Origin of the sequence: Neobacillus piezotolerans (assembly GCF_003362805.1) — a bacterium.
Classification (GTDB): Bacteria; Bacillota; Bacilli; order Bacillales; family Cytobacillaceae; genus Bacillus_D; species Bacillus_D piezotolerans.
Genome location: NZ_QNQT01000001.1, coordinates 123826 through 143515, shown reverse-complemented (window position 1 = coordinate 143515; position 19690 = coordinate 123826). Strand labels below are relative to the sequence as shown.

14 protein-coding genes are annotated in these 19690 nt (G+C 41.2%); 2 read left to right on the top strand and 12 right to left on the bottom strand.

Annotated features, from left to right (window positions below):
* Positions 1-193 precede the first annotated feature (193 nt).
* From DRW41_RS00760 to DRW41_RS00750, 3 genes are all read right to left on the bottom strand, one after another.
* Positions 194-1381 carry an amidohydrolase gene (locus DRW41_RS00760; protein WP_115450057.1) on the bottom strand — a complete coding sequence of 396 codons (1188 nt, stop codon included), beginning with the start codon at positions 1379-1381 and terminating at the stop codon, positions 194-196.
* Between the two features lie 39 nt (positions 1382-1420).
* The gene (locus DRW41_RS00755; RefSeq protein WP_115450056.1) at positions 1421-2851 is read right to left on the bottom strand and encodes an MFS transporter; all 1431 of its coding nucleotides are present in this window, start codon (positions 2849-2851) and stop codon (positions 1421-1423) included.
* Between the two features lie 274 nt (positions 2852-3125).
* Positions 3126-6161, bottom strand: coding sequence for an efflux RND transporter permease subunit (locus DRW41_RS00750; RefSeq protein ID WP_181884358.1), 3036 nt, complete (start codon positions 6159-6161; stop codon positions 3126-3128).
* 407 nt (positions 6162-6568) lie between these two features.
* Here DRW41_RS00750 and DRW41_RS00745 point away from each other — a divergent pair, with 407 nt between their 5' ends.
* Together DRW41_RS00745 and DRW41_RS00740 are read left to right on the top strand one after the other, a co-directional pair.
* The gene (locus DRW41_RS00745; RefSeq protein WP_115450054.1) at positions 6569-7900 is read left to right on the top strand and encodes a UDP-glucose dehydrogenase family protein; all 1332 of its coding nucleotides are present in this window, start codon (positions 6569-6571) and stop codon (positions 7898-7900) included.
* Between the two features lie 117 nt (positions 7901-8017).
* The gene (locus DRW41_RS00740; RefSeq protein ID WP_115450053.1) at positions 8018-9157 is read left to right on the top strand and encodes a glycosyltransferase family 4 protein; all 1140 of its coding nucleotides are present in this window, start codon (positions 8018-8020) and stop codon (positions 9155-9157) included.
* A gap of 229 nt (positions 9158-9386) precedes the next feature.
* On the opposite strand, the gene DRW41_RS00735 is transcribed toward DRW41_RS00740, so the two are convergent.
* From DRW41_RS00735 to DRW41_RS00695, 9 genes are all read right to left on the bottom strand, one after another.
* Positions 9387-10544 (bottom strand): MFS transporter, encoded by a 1158-nt coding sequence (locus tag DRW41_RS00735; protein ID WP_115450052.1) that lies wholly within the window; start codon positions 10542-10544, stop codon positions 9387-9389.
* A gap of 35 nt (positions 10545-10579) precedes the next feature.
* A complete protein-coding gene (locus DRW41_RS00730; RefSeq protein ID WP_115450051.1) occupies positions 10580-11644 on the bottom strand; it encodes an Ldh family oxidoreductase in 1065 nt (354 codons plus the stop codon).
* Between the two features lie 2 nt (positions 11645-11646).
* A complete protein-coding gene (locus DRW41_RS00725) occupies positions 11647-13152 on the bottom strand; it encodes a tripartite tricarboxylate transporter permease (protein WP_115450050.1) in 1506 nt (501 codons plus the stop codon).
* Positions 13153-13164: 12 nt separating this feature from the next.
* On the bottom strand, positions 13165-13614 hold the full coding sequence (locus DRW41_RS00720) for a tripartite tricarboxylate transporter TctB family protein (RefSeq protein WP_115450048.1): 450 nt from the start codon (positions 13612-13614) through the stop codon (positions 13165-13167).
* Positions 13615-13636: 22 nt separating this feature from the next.
* A complete protein-coding gene (locus tag DRW41_RS00715; protein WP_115450047.1) occupies positions 13637-14635 on the bottom strand; it encodes a tripartite tricarboxylate transporter substrate binding protein in 999 nt (332 codons plus the stop codon).
* An 18-nt stretch (positions 14636-14653) separates the two neighbouring features.
* The gene (locus DRW41_RS00710) at positions 14654-15526 is read right to left on the bottom strand and encodes an NAD(P)-binding domain-containing protein (RefSeq protein WP_115450046.1); all 873 of its coding nucleotides are present in this window, start codon (positions 15524-15526) and stop codon (positions 14654-14656) included.
* An 11-nt stretch (positions 15527-15537) separates the two neighbouring features.
* A complete protein-coding gene (locus tag DRW41_RS00705; protein ID WP_245959300.1) occupies positions 15538-16206 on the bottom strand; it encodes an RraA family protein in 669 nt (222 codons plus the stop codon).
* Positions 16207-16384: 178 nt separating this feature from the next.
* Positions 16385-17233: a MurR/RpiR family transcriptional regulator gene (locus DRW41_RS00700; protein WP_115450044.1), complete on the bottom strand. Its 849-nt coding sequence runs from the start codon at positions 17231-17233 to the stop codon at positions 16385-16387.
* 403 nt (positions 17234-17636) lie between these two features.
* The gene (locus DRW41_RS00695) at positions 17637-19310 is read right to left on the bottom strand and encodes a choice-of-anchor I family protein (RefSeq protein ID WP_115450862.1); all 1674 of its coding nucleotides are present in this window, start codon (positions 19308-19310) and stop codon (positions 17637-17639) included.
* Between the last annotated feature and the right edge of the window lie 380 nt (positions 19311-19690).

Genomic DNA, 19690 nt, shown 5'->3' with positions numbered 1-19690 from the left:
TACAGACTACACTTGTAGGATAGAAGTGTCAAAGTCTTTTTTTTCCAAAATTAAATAATCCACAATATGCGAATTTAATATCAACAAAAAGATACAGTCCAATTCGGTTGAGAATTGGACTGCTAATTTGTGTGCCAATTACGTTTTTACTACTACGTTAAAATTGGACCTTGCTTTTCTATTTGCATTGAAATTACTCTATTCCATAATACCCGCAAACGACATAGCCAACCGCTTTGGCGGCGACAAGCAATGAGTCTTCGTCGATATCGAATTTAGGGTTGTGGTTGAAGTATGGTTTTTCGACTCCTTTTGGCGTACAGCCGATAAAGAAGTAGCAGCCAGGGATTTTTTCCAAATAATACGCGAAGTCCTCGGATGGAGACATTGGCGGAGATTCCTTCACTTCCTTTATATCCGGGTCGTTCGCGCCTTCAAGGAATCCTTGTACCATCGCCGTTATTTCAGGATCATTGTAAAGCGGCGGATAGTCTGACGTATAGGTCAGGTCGCAGCCAACGCCGAATTCCTCTTCAATCCCTTTGGCGATGCGGCGGACTTCCTTCTCGATGATTTTACTCGTATCGCCTGTCATGTAGCGGATGTCCCCTTCAAGCTCGACACGGTCTTTAATTACATTGAACGTCCCTTTTCCGTCAAAGGAGCCGATCGTGATAACGCCCATGTCAAACGGATTCAGTCTGCGGCTGATGATCGTTTGCAGGGCAGTGACAAAGTGCGCTCCGGCGACAATCGCGTCGTTTGCCATATGGGGCGAAGAGCCGTGGCCGCCGACGCCCTGGACGCCCAGTTTGAAGTATGATCTTCCGGCGAAGGAAAATCCGCTATGGTAGCCGACATGGCCAGCTGGCGCGATTGGAAGCAAATGAATCCCGAAAATATTCTCGACGTCATCGAGCGCGCCGGATTCGACGATGCTTTTCGCACCGCCTGGCGGGACTTCCTCGGCGTGCTGATGGATGATTTTAATCGTGCCGGGAAGTTCGTCCTTCAATTGGATCAGGCAGTCAGCGAGGACCATCATGTAGGCGGTATGCCCATCATGGCCGCACGCATGCATGACGCCTTCATTTTTCGATGCGAACGGGAGTCCGGTTTCCTCTTTAATTGGCAGCGCGTCGAAATCGGCGCGCAGCCCAATTGTTTTTCCCGGCTTGCCTCCTTTAATCGTCACGATGATTCCGTGGCCATTCCCTACGTCGGTCTGGATTTCTACATCTTTGCCTTTATAAAAATCCTCTATATATTTGGCTGTGTTTTCTTCTTCGAAGGACAATTCCGGATTTTCATGCAAATAACGGCGAATCTCAATCATTTCGTCTTTCCGGGCTTCAAGCATCTCAATTAGTTGTTTTCTCATTCATGATTCCCTTCCTTCTTAAAAATCCCCGGTAACTCATTATTCTGTTACAGGTTTTCTAGTCAGCGTCGGATTCTTCGCTTTCCCTTTCCCTTTCCCTTTCCCGGCATCGCCTGGAACCATAGCAATGATGGCAAACAAGGATAGGACGCCGAAAATCACGTTCGTGATGATTCCGCCTGTCGCCGCGGCATCAATGCTGGACACCGATGCGATCCCAGCATAAATCGCCGCGGAAATGGCCACGCCAAACGATCCGCCAAGCGAACTTGCCATTTTATAAAGCCCCGATGCTTCACCGACTTTATTTTCAGGCGCGTTTGAAACAGCTGTATCCGTAGAAGGCGTCGCATAAATTCCAAGGCCGAGGCCAAATAAAGCGAAACCGATGAAGACAATGACCGTATACGCAAAGCCCTGCAGGAAGGTAAGGCCCATCATACCGACTCCGACTGTTGTGATGATCGATCCCCAAACCATCGGCGATTTCGCGCCTACTTTTTGCAAAATTTTCTCGCCGACGCGAATCATTGCCAAAACGACAACAAGGTAACCGAGCGATAACATGCCGGATTGGAAGGCTGTGAATCCTCTGGCAACCTGGACATACGTATTCGCGACAACAAGAGTACCTGCAATCGCATTTAATAAGAAGTTGGAAACGGTCGCCCCGGCATACGGCTTATTTTTGAACAAGCCGAAATCAATGAGCGCATGCTCTTTGTTTTTTTCCATTTTCACAAAAACAATCAGGCCAATCAGTGTGACGGCAGCCAATACCAATGTTCGGGTGCTTGTCCAGCCAAAGTCTTCTCCGCGTGTGATGACAAGGTTGAGCGCGAGCATCGTAATCGCGAAAACAGCGAGGCCACCGTAATCGAACCTGAATTTTCCGGATGCCTCCACTTTGCTTTCCGGTACATTTTTCATTAACCACATCGCCAACAGTGCAATAATGATTGAAATGATAAAAATCCATCTCCACCCCATGTAAGTGGCTATTAACCCGCCCGCGAATGAACATACGCCCGAGCCGCCCCATGAACCAATCGACCAGTAGCTTAAAGCCCGCTGTCGTTCGGCCCCTTCATAATACGCTTTCACCAATGCGATTGTCGCAGGCATGATACATGCGGCTGAAATACCTTGAATGACGCGGCCGATGATCAACAGGAAGGAACCCGTCGTGATGACAAGGCAAAGGGAACCGATGACGCTTAAAATCAACCCTAGATAGGTGATTTTTTTGCGCCCGACCTTATCCGCGATTCCTCCGGCCGCTACTATGAACATTCCCGAGAACAAGGCAGTCAAACTTATTGCCACATTCAGCGTACCAAGTGAAATTCCAAGATCCTTTTGGACCGCCGGGACAACATTCACCATCGATTGCGCGAAAAGCCAAAACGTTAGAACACCGAAAACAATTCCGGTAAGCATTTTATCATTGCCTTTATAGCTTGTTTCCATGGTAAGCCTCCTATAAACTATGACTTGCCAGCCCCGCCAAGATTCCACGCCAGCATTTCCATAACGTTATTATTAGAAAACAGCCTGATTTATATGAGTTCTTATTTGGCGAGCATTATTTGTTTTAGAATTCATTTTTTGTGCAAATTATTGTTATATCAAAAAAGGGACGTTATTTTTTGCTCAAGCGTAATAATGAATGCAAAAAGCCATCGATGCATTTGTCGCATCAATGGCTTTTTGCTGATTCATATTTTATTTTTCCTCTGTCGTGTTACGTCACATTTAATTCAACGGATACAGGACCTGAAGATTGTCTTTGTTTTCTAGCCTTTCGGTAATGGAACAGTTCATAGAATGTCGGGATTACGATCAGTGTCAGGAATGTAGACACAAGCAGACCGAAAATAACGACGACAGCAAGCCCCTTGCCCACAAGATTAAAGCTCATTGCGGATTGGTGCGCAAATAGAAGCGGAACCATTGCAAAAACGGTCGCCAACGCCGTCATCAAGATTGGCCTCAAGCGTACAGTTCCCGCTTCCATAATTGCTTCCCTGATGGTCATCGTCTCTTCATTATGGCGGATCCGGTCGACAAGCACGATCGCATTCGTCACTACGATTCCGACAAGCATCAACATACCGATTCCGGATGAAATATCAATGCTTGATTTTGATACAACTAACCCTAAAAGGGATCCAATCGCCGCGAGTGGCAATGATAATAGTATTGCAATGCTTGCCCGGAATGATTTTAATGTAACGAGAAGGATCATGAACACTATTCCAATCGAGAATAGTGCAAGTTTTCCAAGCTCCATTAAATCATCGGATGACTGCATGGCAGAGCCGGTGATTTCAGCGCTCGTTCCATCTCCGAATTTGTTGTCTTGTTTCCAGACTGCCAATTGTTTATTAATTTCCCCGGCCACATCGACCATTTTCTTCGCATCGACAACTGCGTTGACCTGAAGGTAATGGTGGCCGTCTTTTGAAAAGATTGTTCCCGGTTCGTCGGATTCCTTAATTGTTGCAATACTTGACAAGGCAACCGGTCCTTCAGGCGTCATCAATTGAAGATCCTTTAAATCCTCAGCAGTTTTTATTTCATTAAGTGCTCCAAGCTGCACCAGTGTGCTGCGACCGTCGATTTCAACACTTCCAATCACGGCCGGCTGGATCATCCCTCGGATCGACTGGGAGATTTCCTGGGCATTTGCTACGGTTGGGTTCACTGTTACTGTCACAGTCGGCTTTTGATTTTCTTCATTTGTTTCTACTTTTTGGACGCCGTCAATGCCTTTGAACGTTTTCTTTATTTCATCGGCTGCCTGTTGAATATCCTTTTCATTGTTGCCGATAACATCCACAGATACGGTTGTTTTATTCTCACCCATTAGTCCGGATGTATTGGCGGTTAATTCCGCCCCGGGAAATTGGCCTTTTTCTTTCCGCAGTTTCTGAACGATTTTAACAGAATCGGCTCCTTCTTTCACGAAGGCCATGAACTGGACCTGGTTTGGATCCTGAAGCTCGCCAAACTGCGCTGCTTCGGCATTATTTCCGACTTGGACAATGTAGTTGACAACGTCTTTCTGTTCGGAAAGAAGGTTTTCCATCCTTTTTATCCCGTTTTCTATATCCTTGAATTGCGTTCCACTTTCATAACGCAGCCAAATGGAAAGATAGGCGCTGTCCTTTTGGTCGACCGACCCTTTTGGCATCGAAGCAAACAGCCAGATTGAGCCAAGAATCACCCAACCGGAAATCACAATTGGAAGCCATTTATTATTCAGTGACCAGTTCAGTACTTTCGGATAAAACGCTCCTTTTTTGTGCTCCTTTATTTTTACTTTTTTCATCATACGCTGGCTGAGCAGCGGGACAACGGTCAATGATACCAACAGGGATGCAAGCAGTGAACAAGTAATCGTAATGGCAAACGGACCGATTAAATCTCTTAAACCGCCGGAAGCAAGCAGCATTGGCAGGAACACTGCGACCGTCGTTAGCGTGGATGACGTAATCGCAGCCGAGACTTCTTTAACTGCATCCACAATGAAGGCAGGGGTGAGAACTTTCTCCCTTTTTCTACGGTAAATGTTCTCGACGACGACAATACTGTCATCGACAAGCCGTCCGACAGATACCGCGATTCCGCCTAATGTAAGAATGTTCAACGTTACCCCGAAGAAGGAAAGCAAAATCATTGTTATGCACAGCGAAAGCGGGATGCTGACAATCGTAATCAGGGTCATCCGGAAACTTTTCAGGAACAGCCAAATAATCAAGGCAGCAAAGAACGCACCTGTAAGTACTTCTTTTGTCATCGAATTGATCGAATTAAGTACCGTATCTGCCAAATTAATGAATACGGTAGCTTCCAGCGTTCCTTTATAGTCCTCATTAATCTTCTTCGCTACTTCCTCTACCTGCTTGCCCATCGTTACCGCATTACTCGTTGAATCTTTCTGCACAATTAGTTGAATGAAATTCTTTCCATTCAAATGGGTAATGCTCTTGGTGTCCTTCTCCAATGTTACTTCAGCCACATCTTTCAATTTAGTGGCCGTGTTCAATTGGATGTTTTTCACATCTTCCAGCTTCGCTACTTTTCCTGTTACAACGATGCTTGTAGCCTGGTTATCCAAGGTTTGCTCCCCTACGGCGACGGTAGCGTTTTTCCCTTGGAGGAGCATGTACATCTTTTCGAGGGGGATTTGGGCAGCGGCAAGTTTAGCTGGATCGACCTTAATCATGACCTGCTGGTTTTTTCCTCCGTAACTCATGACATTGCCTACGCCCTTAATGTTCTTGAACTTAGGAAGAATCTCATTTTCTACGAGGCTTAATTCTTTGTTCTCGATCACTTTATCAAAGGTAAGCCCTAGATAGACAACCGGGATTTGGGATGTATTCAGCAACACCACATATGGTTTCATGACCCCGTTTGGAAGGTTGACCATCGAGATGTTTTCTTGAATCTGTTGCTTCGCTTCTTTTAAATCTGTTTTTGAATCGAACGTTATCATCATCTGTGTGAAGTTATTTCCGGTTTCAGCGACTACATTGCGTTTCCCTTTAATGCCTGTGAGTGCTTTTTCAATAGGCTGCGTTACCTGTTCATCCATTGTGACGGCGTCCAAGCCGTTGCCGACCGCCGAAACCGTTATGTAAGGCTGATCTGCTGACGGCATAAGCTCCATCGGAATAGTGGTATAGCTGAAAATACCGAAAATAATCGAGACAATTATGGAAAAAACAACCGCAGCCCTATTCCGCAATGCCCATTTTGTAAACCATGTCATAAGCATCCCCCAATTCTTTTTCCTTGCAACATAGGAAAATTATACTTAATAAACGGGACTTCCGCACTATTAAATGGAAATTACACTAAAACTTAACAATTGGCTCTTTTTTTCTTAAGAAAAAGGAACTGGCAGGCAAACTCGTTCGAAAGTGGTAATTTAGTTCTTTCTATATGAATTGCAGTAATCAACCATTTTTCAGGGGTTTTCCAATATCTTGGAAACTTACAGCTCCCATCATAATTATTTATTTAGAGAGGTTACGATTTTTTCAATAACCGAAACTTTTAAACCTGCCTAGAAAAATCTTACAGCATTTTTACATTCCCTTTACAAGGTCTCAAGAAAGAATGGATATATATCTAATAGAAAGGAAATAAGCAAGAATACTTTTCGGGAGGGATTGAATGAAAATCACGGTTGCTGGAACTGGGTATGTAGGACTTGTAAATGGAGTTTGCCTTGCGGAAATGGGACACCAAGTCGTTTGCATCGATACAGATGAAACAAAAATTAACACTCTGCAAAAAGGGGTTTCCCCCATTTATGAGCCTGGTCTTGAAGGGCTTCTCAAGAAAAACAGGAAAACCGGCATACTCAGATTTACAATGAACCCACAGGAAGCGTATTCCAATTCCGACCTTATTTTCATCGCTGTCGGCACTCCAGAAAATAAGGATGGATCAGCAAATTTGGATTCTGTCTTTTCAGTTTCGTATAGTATTGCAACACACCTCGAAAAGGACGTAATCATTTGTACTCGGAGTACCGTCCCAGTCGGAACGAATGCGAAAATCGAGGAAATCATTCTGCGATTGAAGCCCCCTCCGGTTCATGTAGACGTGGTTTCACTGCCAGAATTCCTTCGTGAGGGCTCTGCCATTTTTGACTTTTTTAATGGTGACCGGGTAATCATAGGGGCCTCCAGCAGCGAAGCAGCGGAAGTTCTTGAAGAACTATTTCTTCCTTTATCTATGCCTATTGTAAAAACCGACCGAAATAGTGCCGAAATGATTAAATACGCATCCAACGCGTTTCTTGCCACGAAGATAAGTTTTATTAATGAAATAGCGGCTTTATGCGAAAAGGTCAATGCGGATATAGACGAAGTAGCCAATGGAATCCGTATGGACGGCAGAATAGGTGCACACTTCCTTCGTGCCGGGATCGGATATGGCGGTTCCTGCTTCCCTAAAGACACGAAAGCCCTGCTTAAACTCGCTGGAAATGTTGAGCATCCATTCAACCTTCTTAAATCAGTAATCGAAGTAAACAACAAACAACATTCACTTCCTGTAACAAAAGCAAAAATGGCAGCCGGATCACTCGCAGGAAAAAAGGTTGCCTTACTTGGCCTTGCTTATAAACCTGATACAGATGACATAAGGGAGTCCGCTTCAATCAGGATTATCCAGGAGCTGCTGGATGAAGGAGCAAAAGTGGTTGCCTATGACCCTGCTGCCATTCCGAATGCCAAAAGGTATTTCGGAGATACAATCGATTATACCCTGGATATCACCGAGGCATTAACTGATGCTGAAACGGCAATTATTGCAACAGACTGGGACCAAATCAGGCACCTCCACCCATCTGTATTTGCTGCTTACATGAAGGAGCCAATCATTATTGATGGCCGTAATTGCTTTCCGCTGGACAAAATGAGTGTTGAGCCAATCACGTATATTTCAATTGGCAGGCCGGCCCTAATCAGGGAATATTCAACCATTCCTTCCTCCTGATAATGCCCCAAGGAACAGGCAGATTTTATGCCCAGTCTGCTTTTGTTCCACCGCTGTGACCTTATGTTTGGCTTATATTTTTGATTATCCTAATTCAATTTTTTCCAGGAGGTCAGTATGAAAATCGCCATTTTTACGGACACCTATTATCCGGATGTGAATGGGGTTGCTCGTACTCTTAAGCGTCTTGCCGACTATTTGGAAGAACATGATATTGCCTGCAGGATTTTTGCGCCAAAAACTCCATCTGAATATGTTGCAGATAATCTTCATCAGTTTACCAGCCTTTCAGTATTTCTATATCCTGAGTGCCGGCTGGCATTTCCAAATCTTAGCCAAGTAAAGTCAGAACTCGAACGTTTTTCACCTGACTTGATCCATGTTGCCACACCATTCAATATTGGGCTATGCGGCTCTTATTTTGCAAAAAAAATGAATATCCCTTTGGTTGGTTCGTATCATACCGACTTTGACAAGTATTTAAAGTATTACAACCTTCAATTTCTATCAAAGTATGTATGGAAGTATATGGCCTGGTTCAATAAGCCCTTCCAGAAAATCTATGTCCCTTCAATAGAAACAATGAATCAATTGCAGCAGCGCGGTTTCACAAATCTGGAACTGTGGGGACGTGGTGTTGATTGCGGCCTCTTTCACCCGGACTATAATAAACTGTCAGCCCGTATGCGGTATAACGCGGGAAATAAATACCTATTCACTTATGCCGGGCGGCTAGCACCAGAAAAGGACCTCAACACCCTGATGAATGTTGCAGCAACCCTGCCGGATTACATTAAGGAGCAGGTCCAATGGATCATTGTCGGCGACGGTCCAATTAGGGAGGAATTAGAAGGAATAGCTCCTGATAATATGATTTTTACCGGCTATTTAAAAGGGAAAAGGCTGGCTGAGGTATATTCCATTTCAGATGTCTTTGTTTTTCCTTCCGCGACTGAAACGTTCGGAAATGTCGTCCTCGAGGCGCTGGCAATCGGGACGCCTGTTGTGTGCGCGAATTCTGGAGGGGTCAAACACCTCGTCAAGAATGGGGTAACCGGATTTTTATGCGAGCCAGGCAATCCTGAAAGTTTCAAAGAAGCACTAATAAAATTGATTCATAACCCTTCCCTTCTTCAAAGTATGGGACGGGAAGGAAGAAGCTTTGCCCTTACACAAAAATGGGACAATATACTAGAGTCACTTGTCTGGTCGTATAAGGGGGTAACTGAAACCGGAGAAAAAATAAAATATGCATAACTATTATGAGTACAAACGTGCAACCAAATCGTGGATAAAGGGCATATGGAGTTTTATGAGGATTAGGACAACTATAAAAGTTAATATGTGAGCCATTTTCACGCTATTTTTATTTAAAATAAGTGGGATGCCGAATATAGAAAAGAGAGTAAATCATATAAATATTACTCTCCTTTTTTATATAAAAAACCTTAAACATACGCAAAAAATAGCCTATTTCCCCATTACGCTAACTTATCTTAGAATATTCCTCTGCAGTATCCACTTTTCTTGTATAGAACAGTAACAGTAAAAATAGAATGCCTAACGATGCAAAAATAGGTGTAAAACCCATTTTTGTTCCGATTAAACCAAAAAGTATGGGGACAACAAACTGCACTCCCTTATTTATTGAAATTCTGATTCCTAACACTTCACCGGTTCTACCAGCCGGGGAACTATTATAAACCATATTAATTGTAAGCGGCTGCGCACAACCCATTCCCAATCCTAGGCAAAAAGAAATAAGCATTAAAAGAATGAAATTATTTGTTACAGGGATCAAAACAAAACATAAGCCAGCAATTAAAAAGCAACTCGAAATAATAACGGATTCGCTATATCTTCTCGAGATTATTGGCATGAATAAACGAACAATATAATATGCAATTGAATTCACACTAATAATGAGTCCGATAGAGGTAGCACTAAACTTTATGAATTCTGCATAGATTGGGAAATAAAATTCATACAACCCGATCCCTGTCAGAACGATGGCACTAATTAAATAAATTTTTTGTAATCCTGGGTGTGTTAATAGTTCAAAGCGATTACTTTCCTTTACTACCGCTTGTCGAATTTCTGCTTCCGGGAAAGGAATCTTATTACCAATGATCAAGACTCCACATACAAAACATATTAATGATAAAACAATGAAGGTAGGTCTATAACTTATTAAGTCGATTCCAATTCCAGCGATAATGGGTCCTATGAATCCTGCCAGTGAAATACTTAACCCATTTGTAGAAAAGTTTTTTAACCGGTTTTCCTTCGTACTAATGTGCCCTACCAAATTTTGCGTTGTGACTAAAACAAAAATATAGGCGATACCAAAAAGCACCTGAGTAATAATTAGAATGATTATATTGCCTTGAAAGAGAAACGGTATAAAAAGAGATATCCCACCTAAAAACGCCCCAAAAACCAGTTGGATTTTATATCCATACTTATCCGATAATCTGCCTACCCATACCGCAAATAGCATTGGAAATAAAGAGCCAGCTGATATAATCATTCCCAATTGAAATGCATTCGCTTCAAGTGATAATGCATACAGACTAATAAGTAAACTATTCGCCCGATAGCTAATGTGTATCAACATTAAAATACCGACAATTTTATAAATCAACCAGACCCCATCCTAGATAAGGAGCGCCATTTGAATTAATTTAACAAATCAAATTTTATTCCTTTTTCACGCGCTATTTCGGCTAATTCCTCTAGGATAACTGTGCTTAACGGTATGCCATTTTGTAGACGGCTTTCCATTAAATCGTGTTCCATTTCACCCGGGAGTAATATATCCTCTACCCCATCAGCTTTAGCCAAATTTTTTATATCCGATTTAAGCTTTTGAACATTATCCTTAAACTCATCTTTTTCTACGAACAAATCAGGGCGCATTGCAAAGAAAAAATGGCCGACATTTTGTGTCCTATCCACTTGTTTCATGCTGCCGATAGTTGTACCGAATGCTGCCCCTGAAACAATGCCCGATAAGATATCTACTAGCAGGGCCAATCCAGAGCCCTTTGGCCCTCCAACTGGTAAAACTATCCCTTCCAGTGCGGCTTCAGGATCCTCCGTAACTTTCCCATGCTTGTCTAATGCCCAACCAAGTGGTATTTTATGATTGTTTTTTAATGCGTACGTTATTTTTCCTCTAGCTACTACACTGGTGGCCATATCAAAAACAATGTTTCGGTCTGTAAAAGTCGGAATAGCATAAGAGAGTGGATTTGTTCCAAAGTACTTTGCCTTTGCCCCCCAAGGTGCCATACTTGAAGGTGCGTTTGATACTGCAAACCCGATACAGCCCGCGTCCGCGATTTTATTTGTGTAGTCTGCGAGCATCCCACAATGATTTGAGTTATATACCCCTACACATGCCAATCCCGTTGCTTTGGCTTTATTAATTGCAAGGTCAACCGCTTTTGTTGCAACAATTATCCCTAAGTTGTTTCCTCCATTCACCTTACAGAATGAAGGAAAATCCTTTTCTATCTGGATATTATTTTTACTTTCTACTAAATTCAATTTCAATCGATCAATATATGGCTTTACTCGAACGACTCCGTGGGATTCAATACCCCTTAGGTTTGCTAAAACGAGATGTTTTGCCACGCAGTTTGCATCTTCACCTGAAATAGTATGTGCTGTGAAAATTTCAGCTACTAGCTTTTCCAGCCTTTTATATTCTACTTTATTCATTCTTTCTATTGCTGCCACTATTACATCTCCACATCGTCAGCTATTTTTTTGTTTGAAAAACCCAAGTAAATACTAACAATAAGCATAATGATGGCAATGATTAATAACGTTGCTGAAATAGGCCTCTGGAAAAATTGCGAAAAATCGCCGCCGAAAATCGTTAATGATCTCAATAGGGAACTCTCAACTAATCCACCTAAAACGAAAGTTAAAATAACTGGTGCTAATGGGAACTCTGCTTTCTTCATGAAGTATCCAATGACACCAAATACAAGCATGGCTCCAACATCAAATAAGCTATTATTCAAACTATAGGTTCCCAAAATCGTGATGATTAAAATGATAGGCAATAGCAATTTAAATGGAACCATTGTTATTCTCGCCCAAACATTCGCTAATGGCAGATTCATGATGAGTAAAATGAAGTTGCCGATAAACATACTGGCGATGACACCCCACACGAATTCAGGGTTTTTATCCATCAATGTTGGTCCTGGCGTCAATCCATGCATAATAAAAGCTCCAAGTAATACAGCGATTGCCGGTGAGCTCGGAATCCCTAACGTAAACAATGGTATTAAAGCCCCGCCACTATAAGCATTGTTCGCTGTTTCCGGACCGGCTACCCCTTCCAGGGCCCCTTTACCAAATTTCGAAGGATCCTTCGAAATTTTCTTTTCCATAGAGTAGCTTAAAATGGTTGGGATAACTGAGTTTGTTCCAGGTACTAATCCAATAATAAACCCTAAACCACTGCCTCTTAAAATAGCTTTCATTGTTGGGCCCCACTCGCCTTTTCGTGGTAATAGCCCTTGAATTTTAGGAGGCAAGGTAGCTTTGGCCTTAAGATTTTCTTCAGCATTAATTAGCAGCTCGGATATACCAAATAGCCCCATTGCAATTGAAATAAAATCAAAACCGTCTTCCAGATTTGGATTGCCGAATCCAAAACGGATGACACCCGAACTTGCATCCATTCCTACCATTGCTAATGTTAAACCAAATAATGCGGCCAATAATCCACGCACCAAAGATTTACCCATCAATCCAACAAGCAGGCACATTCCAACGATAATTAATGCGAAATACTCCGGCGGCCCAAATTTCAATGCTTGTTCCGCAACTAACGGGCCTACGAGAACTAGCCCAATAATGGCGATAATTCCTCCAATAAATGAACCGATAGCTGAAATTCCAAGTGCAACACCCGCGCGCCCTTGTTTGGCTAATGGATATCCGTCTATACACGTTATGACCGAAGCCGCTTCACCGGGTGCATTGATAAGTACAGAAGTGATGGTTCCTCCATACATCGATCCATAATAAATACCTGCTAACATAATAATTGCCGAAACGGGTTCCATTCCAAATGTCAAAGGCAAAAGGATAGCAGTTCCAGCAGTTGGACCCAGGCCTGGCAACACACCAATCAACATGCCAAATGTTACACCCAGCAGACAGTATAAAAGGTTTTGCCATGTAATCGCGGTTTCAAATCCAGCAATGAGAAAATCTAATGATTCCATACCATTTCTCCTCTACCATCCAAATGAATTTACAGGTAATGGTACATTCAAGATTGAGCCAAATACCCAAAAAACAAGTAGTGTAATTCCAGCTGATAACCCCACACCGATATACCATTTATATCCTCTTAAGAATAAGAGGAACAACATAAGAAAACTTGCGATGCAGAACCCAATGTATGGAACTGTTATGATAAATAAAAGCAATGTTCCAACGGTTAATAAAACATTTTTTAATCCTTCACCTTTAGGCATTACGTCAGCAAGCTTAATTGCATCCTTTTTCAAAGACGAAAAAATATTAATTATCGATAAAACGATCATTAAGCCGCTTATCCAAATAGGCAGCAGCCCTGGGCCAGGACCAAATTCACTATAATAATTTAAAGAAAGGGATTGCATTAACACAATCCCTCCAATAATCAGGAATAAGAGGCTTACATAAAGACCAATATTTTTCATGTCAGGTACCCCTTTTAAATTTTTACCATCCTAAAACACTCTTTAAATCAGAAACTACTTTTTCCTCTTCCTGAAGCATATTTTTATAATCTTCTCCTATAAGTAAATCCACATTCAATCCAAGTTCTTCCATTTTAGCGATATGTTCTTGGTTATTTATTGCTTTTTCAAATGCTTCTTGTAATGTTTTTAAAACCTCAGGGTCAAGTCCCTTCGGGGCACCGATGCCGCGTGACGAATAGTTGACAACATCTCCAACAGTCTCTTTTAATGTCGGTACATCAGGAAATTGAGCAACCCGTTCTTCCATCATAACGGCCAACACTTTCATTTGGCCTTCTTGTACAGGCTCCACGACTTCACCTACTTTAGCAACCAGAACATCAACATGTCCTCCTAAAACTGCTGTAAAGCTTTCAGCTGTACCATCAAAATGTACAGGCTTGAATTTTGTTCCGATTTGGTCATTCAACTGTAATGAAGCTATATGGTTACCAGAAGCGACACCATTCGTCGTTGCTGTTACATTATTCTTTTTTGCAAACTCTATTAAATCCTCAATCGTATTAAAACGATTGTCGTCAGCCTTAACCGCTATGACCCCTGCATCCAGTACATGGCTTGCGATATATTCAAAGTCATCCAAATTTTGCTGCCTCTGTGTTGTTGGGTTTAAATAGCCAGTGATTAATCCAGGTGTATTTAAATATCCGATTGTATATCCATCTGGTTTTGCTTTAATCAGATCCGCATATCCAATCCATCCTCCGCCGCCAGGCTTGTTCTCCACTACAACCGGTACCCCTAGTTCATCTTCCAAATACGGCGCTAAAATTCGCGCGCCTAAATCCGTTCCGCCTCCAGCAGCAAATGACACGATTAGCGTAATCGGTTTTTCCGGAAAAGTACTTTCTTTTTTCTTTTCTTTCTCATCACTTTTTGCTGTCGTATTATTTGATGAACAAGCGGATAATAGCAGCATTAAAATTAATACAAATGAAAATAGTTTTGTAAATTTCATGAAAATTTCTCCCCCACATTATAAATATAGTTTTAAAACGTCTTTCCAATTAGAAGGTTTATCGCCATTTAACTTTTCTTTCAAATTTAGTTTGGAAAAGTACTCCAATTTATCCCTTGCGGAACTTGTCATCTTTGAATCCAAATCCATTTCAGCCAGCATTTCAATCGATCCGTTTAACTCAATCGCTCTTCTTTGAGCATGAATTGCAGAGCCAGTAACAAGTCTATCCATCGTTTGTTCAAAATTAAAAGCATCCATCGTTTTTGAAACAGATTTTACTACTATATCTTCAACTTTATATGTATACGCGGCTTCAAGTAACTCAATATAGAGTGCTGAAACGCCTTTCATAAAAATACTTCGGATTAATTTCACCGCGGATGCAGTGCCAGGCTCTTCCCCAATATTAACCAGATCCATTCCGTATTTCCCCATTGTATCAGTAAATAGATTTGCTCCGGAACCACTTAACATAATTGGCACTTTATGTTTGTAAACAGGCAACGGCCCTAACATTGCAACATCTACAAACAAACTACCCACTGATGTGATAAGTGTACTAATTTCCATTTTCGTTTTTGGAGTGGAAGCCGACACATCTACATATATAGTATTTTCGTTTAAATCATTTTTAACAGTTTGAGCTACTTCCAAGGCATTGTTTGCAGGAACAGCCGCAAATATTATCTCAGATCTTTTTAACACGTCTCTGACATCAGCTGCTAATTCAATTCCTATTTCTTGAGCTTTAGCTTTAATTTTCTCCCCCCAAACATCATGGTTCATCATCACATCAAAAGCTGTAATATTTGTTATCCCTTCGGTAGATAGTCCCTTTGCAAGTTCTGATGCAGCTTCCCCAAAGCCTATAAATCCAACGGAAACCATGTCAACACCCTCTATACTCTATGTCTGATTTTCAAAAAGCCAGGTTTAAGTCTTTCAATAGAATCAGCATCTAATTTTCTGCCAGAATAGCTAACTAAAAAATCCAAGCGGCTTTTTTCATCATTTGCTTTCTTTTCTGCCAATTCAATTATTTCACTTACATTTTCTTTTGCAACAACTACTACTCCATCTTCATCACCAAAAATTAAATCTCCTGGGTTTACTTTTATACCGCAACAAACAATTGGAGTATTAATGCTTCCAGGCCCATTTTTGTAAGGTCCATTCGGAATGAATCCTTTCGCAAAGATAGGAATATCAATATTTTCCAAACTGCTGCGATCCCGGACTAAACCATCAATGACTATTCCTTCAACCCCCATTAACGCGGCGGCAGTAGCCATTAGTTCTCCTAGATAGGCATTTTGCTTATGGTTTTTGCCATCAGCAACTATGACATATCCCTGTGTGCATAAATAAATCGCTTCATGAAGAAATAAATTATCTCCAGGCTCCAAATCTACGGTAAAAGCAGTACCTATCACCTTTTTTCCTTTCGTAACCGGTTTGATTTCAGGATCCATAGCCCCTTTTCGCCCCATTACATCCGATAAAAGCGATGAGCTCAATTGTTTTGCACGTTCAATTATTTCTTCATCATATAAACTTGGTAAACTCAACTCAATTCCCCCCTTTACATAAATGTAGTAAATAATACAATTATTTCTAAAAAAGAAACTTTTTTTACTACTTTTTCTAAGATTATCATCTTCTTTTACCTATGTAAACCCTTACATTTAAATAATTTCAAACTTTCAAATAAATTGGAGCCCCAGTATTATTTACTGGGGCTCCAATTTATTTTTCATGATGGTAGTTCATACTTAACAGAATAGAATTTATTTTGTCTAATCTTTCTTTTGTTCTCTCGGGGTATTTAATGGCAATCGCGCTAATAATGTAATCAACTATTATCATTGCAGTTACAGGCGAATTATGAAATGCAAAACTTTCTGGGCTCGTTCGGATAACTAAGTCCGAGTATTTTATTAATGGAGATGAGTAACTATCTGTGATAGATATAATTTTACAGTTACTATTATTGGCTATCCGTACATAATCTACGATTCTATTTGCATATCGAGGGTAACTTACAGCAATTAATAAGTCCTCTGAGTTTAAGTCAACCGATTTATCTGCCCAATCAGAATAGTCCGCTATGATTAATTCACAATTACCAATAAGCCTATTAATGCCTTGCGTTAAGTATTGCGCGACAGGTAATCCGCTTCTTACACAAGTACAAAAAACTCTTTTAGACTGAATAATCATTTCAATGAACTCATTCAACGTGTCTTCTGAAATACTCCCTAATGTATACTTGATATTTTGAATTTGCGTTTCAGCAAACCTTTCCCAAAGCTCACTATTATTTATTTCCTTTATATTAATTTCTAATCTTGTTTGTGGAGCTGATTGGTTCCTCAATAATTCCTGTAGGTTTTTTTGAAATTCACTATACCCGCTATATCCTAAATTAAATGTAAAACGCATAACAGTCGTTGTACTTGTACCAATAAGGTGTGCTAGTTGATCCAAGGTTAAAAATGCCACTTCCATCTGATTATTCATAATATAATCAGCTACTTTACGTTGTGATTTTGGTAAATCAGCTACCTTTTCTTTTATAACTGTAATGGGGTTCATTTTCACACACCTTCCAATAATGGTGAAACATTCTATTATTACACTACTCATTTTACTAACTATTAACAACTTGTTTTTACAAAAAGACTTGTCAGGAATAATAATATCTTATTCATTCTAGCGGATGCAGTTTTTTTCTGCCACTTATCATTTTCATTTAAGTTTTTTACATTATTGGAGCTCGGCGGTTTTCAGATGAATTCGGCTTGGCGTGGATGTGGCTGGCACTGAATGTGGAGAGGATGTTCGGTGGGTATAATTTAGTTCTTTCAATATTCATTAATTGCGAAAAATCGATGCCCGTAAGCTTGGCTACAGGGGCTACTCATGAAGTGTGCTTCTCCATTAAATCGAAAACCCTATCCAACACTGTCGCGGATAGGGCTTTTTAAAAATTATATTCTTACTTCCGTTTACCAGGATGTGATTTTTCGATTTGAATTTCATTCACAGAAACGGTTCCGCTAACCTCGTTTCCTACCAGGATAAGAGGTTTTTTCGTTGGGCTTGAGTTTGCATCAATGAATTCAAGTCCTTCCGGGGATACATCTCCAGCAATTGCCTTTGAGAATTCCCTGCTGTTAACATAATTGGCAAACTGGGCATTTTCAGGATCTGAAATGTTATAGGCCATCACTCCGCCAATTCTCTCCAACCCGACGAAGGCATAGACATCTTTGCCAATCTTGCCGATTTTCACATCTTCTGGCTCAGGGCCTTTTTTCGTGCTGCGCTTTTCAAACTCATCATCATCATTGGACCAGTTGAATACATCCGGAAAGCGCTGTGAGGTGATGTTTTCAAAATCACTGCCGCTATCATAGACAAGTTCCATTGTATCGGCTTTCCAAATCGAGAAAGAACGTCCGCCCAATGTATAAATGGCATCACTTCCGCGATCGGTTAATACTTCAAGCTTCTGATAACCAGCTGAATTTTTCATTTTATCAAAAGCTGCTTCTGCTTCTGCAGCGGTCATTCCTTTGAATAGGCCAGGATCAAGCTTAATGGCATCTTTCACATCTTTAAAGTCCGCGACGTTGATGAGGGTTGAATCTTCTTCAGGCCACTCCGTTGCATCCCCTTCATTGGCGGTAACTAGATAATCAATGCCGCCCATATTTACATAAGCAACCGAGTCTGGCATATAAGCTCCCAAAATCGGAAGACGTTCAAGCTCAATCTTTCCATTTCTTGCTGCGTCAAGTTCATTACCCGGTATGGAATGATCTTTATAGCCAAGTGATTTTACAGAAAGTACCTTGCCTGCTTGAATATCAATCGTTGCAATCGCATTATTTTCCTGAAGGGTCACATATGCTTTTTTGCTGTCTTTGGAAACCGCAATGTATTCAGGTTCAAAATCTTTAACAGCATCCGCTTTCGTTCCATTGTTCCTGATATGTACATCGTCATCAATGACGGCCAGATCATTGAATTTCACTTGGGTAACTTTGCCTGTTTTTACTTCAACAATCGTGACTGACCCTTCTGGATCCTCTTGTTCAAGTCCGGTGCGCGGCTCTCCTTCATCAGCAGATAAAATATACTTCCCATTATCCGTCAGCTTAACCATATCAGGCTGGACACCTGCATCGTACGTCTTAAGGATTTCCCCATCATAGTCCATTACGACAATCTTTCCGTTCTTCGTATAATCCGCTTCCTGAACCGCCGCGACAATTATATTGTGGGATGTACCAATATCAATGCTGGTTACATCACCGTATGAAAATTGACCTGTATTTACCGCCTCGGCAATGTTAATCGATTTTTCCTTTTGAAGCTGCTGCACTTCACCAGAGGATTTTTCCAACTTTTTCAGGCTGACAATATCAATTGTTTGCCCATACCCGTTAATTGCATAGAACTTTTTATTGTCAGCGTTGTATTTAACGATTTCGGCGACGCCTCCATCTTCGTTCGTCATCCTCATGCTATAGCCTGCGATTTTTTTAACTTCCATTGAAGTTGGAAATCGAGTTTCCGCACTTACATTCAGTTGGCTGCCTAAAAGCAGCATGCTGCCAGCCAGCATTACCTTGGTAAATACGTTCAATTTTGGAATACTCTTCACCATCATTACCCCCATTTTTTAATCATGCGTACTTTTACAATATCGATAAACTGCTAAAGCAATATTAACTACTTGTAAATGTTCCGTATTGATCGTACAAATATTCGGTAAAGTTTTGTTAGAAAGTTAGCGGAATTTGCAGTAATCAACCTTTTTCAAAGTTTTCCTAATATCTTGGATACGTAACCTTCTATAAGTAAATACCTGCATCCGGATTGTATTGGTTCGGTATTTTTTCTGCAATGACTATAGGCGTATCTCCGCAGGAAAGGTAACGAACGGTTTGCGTTGTCCGTCTAATTGGTGAGTGTTGATTTGGGCGTAGCTACCAACTGGTGGCGTACCTTTCAAAATTTATTGGGCAAAATTATTGGCGTGGG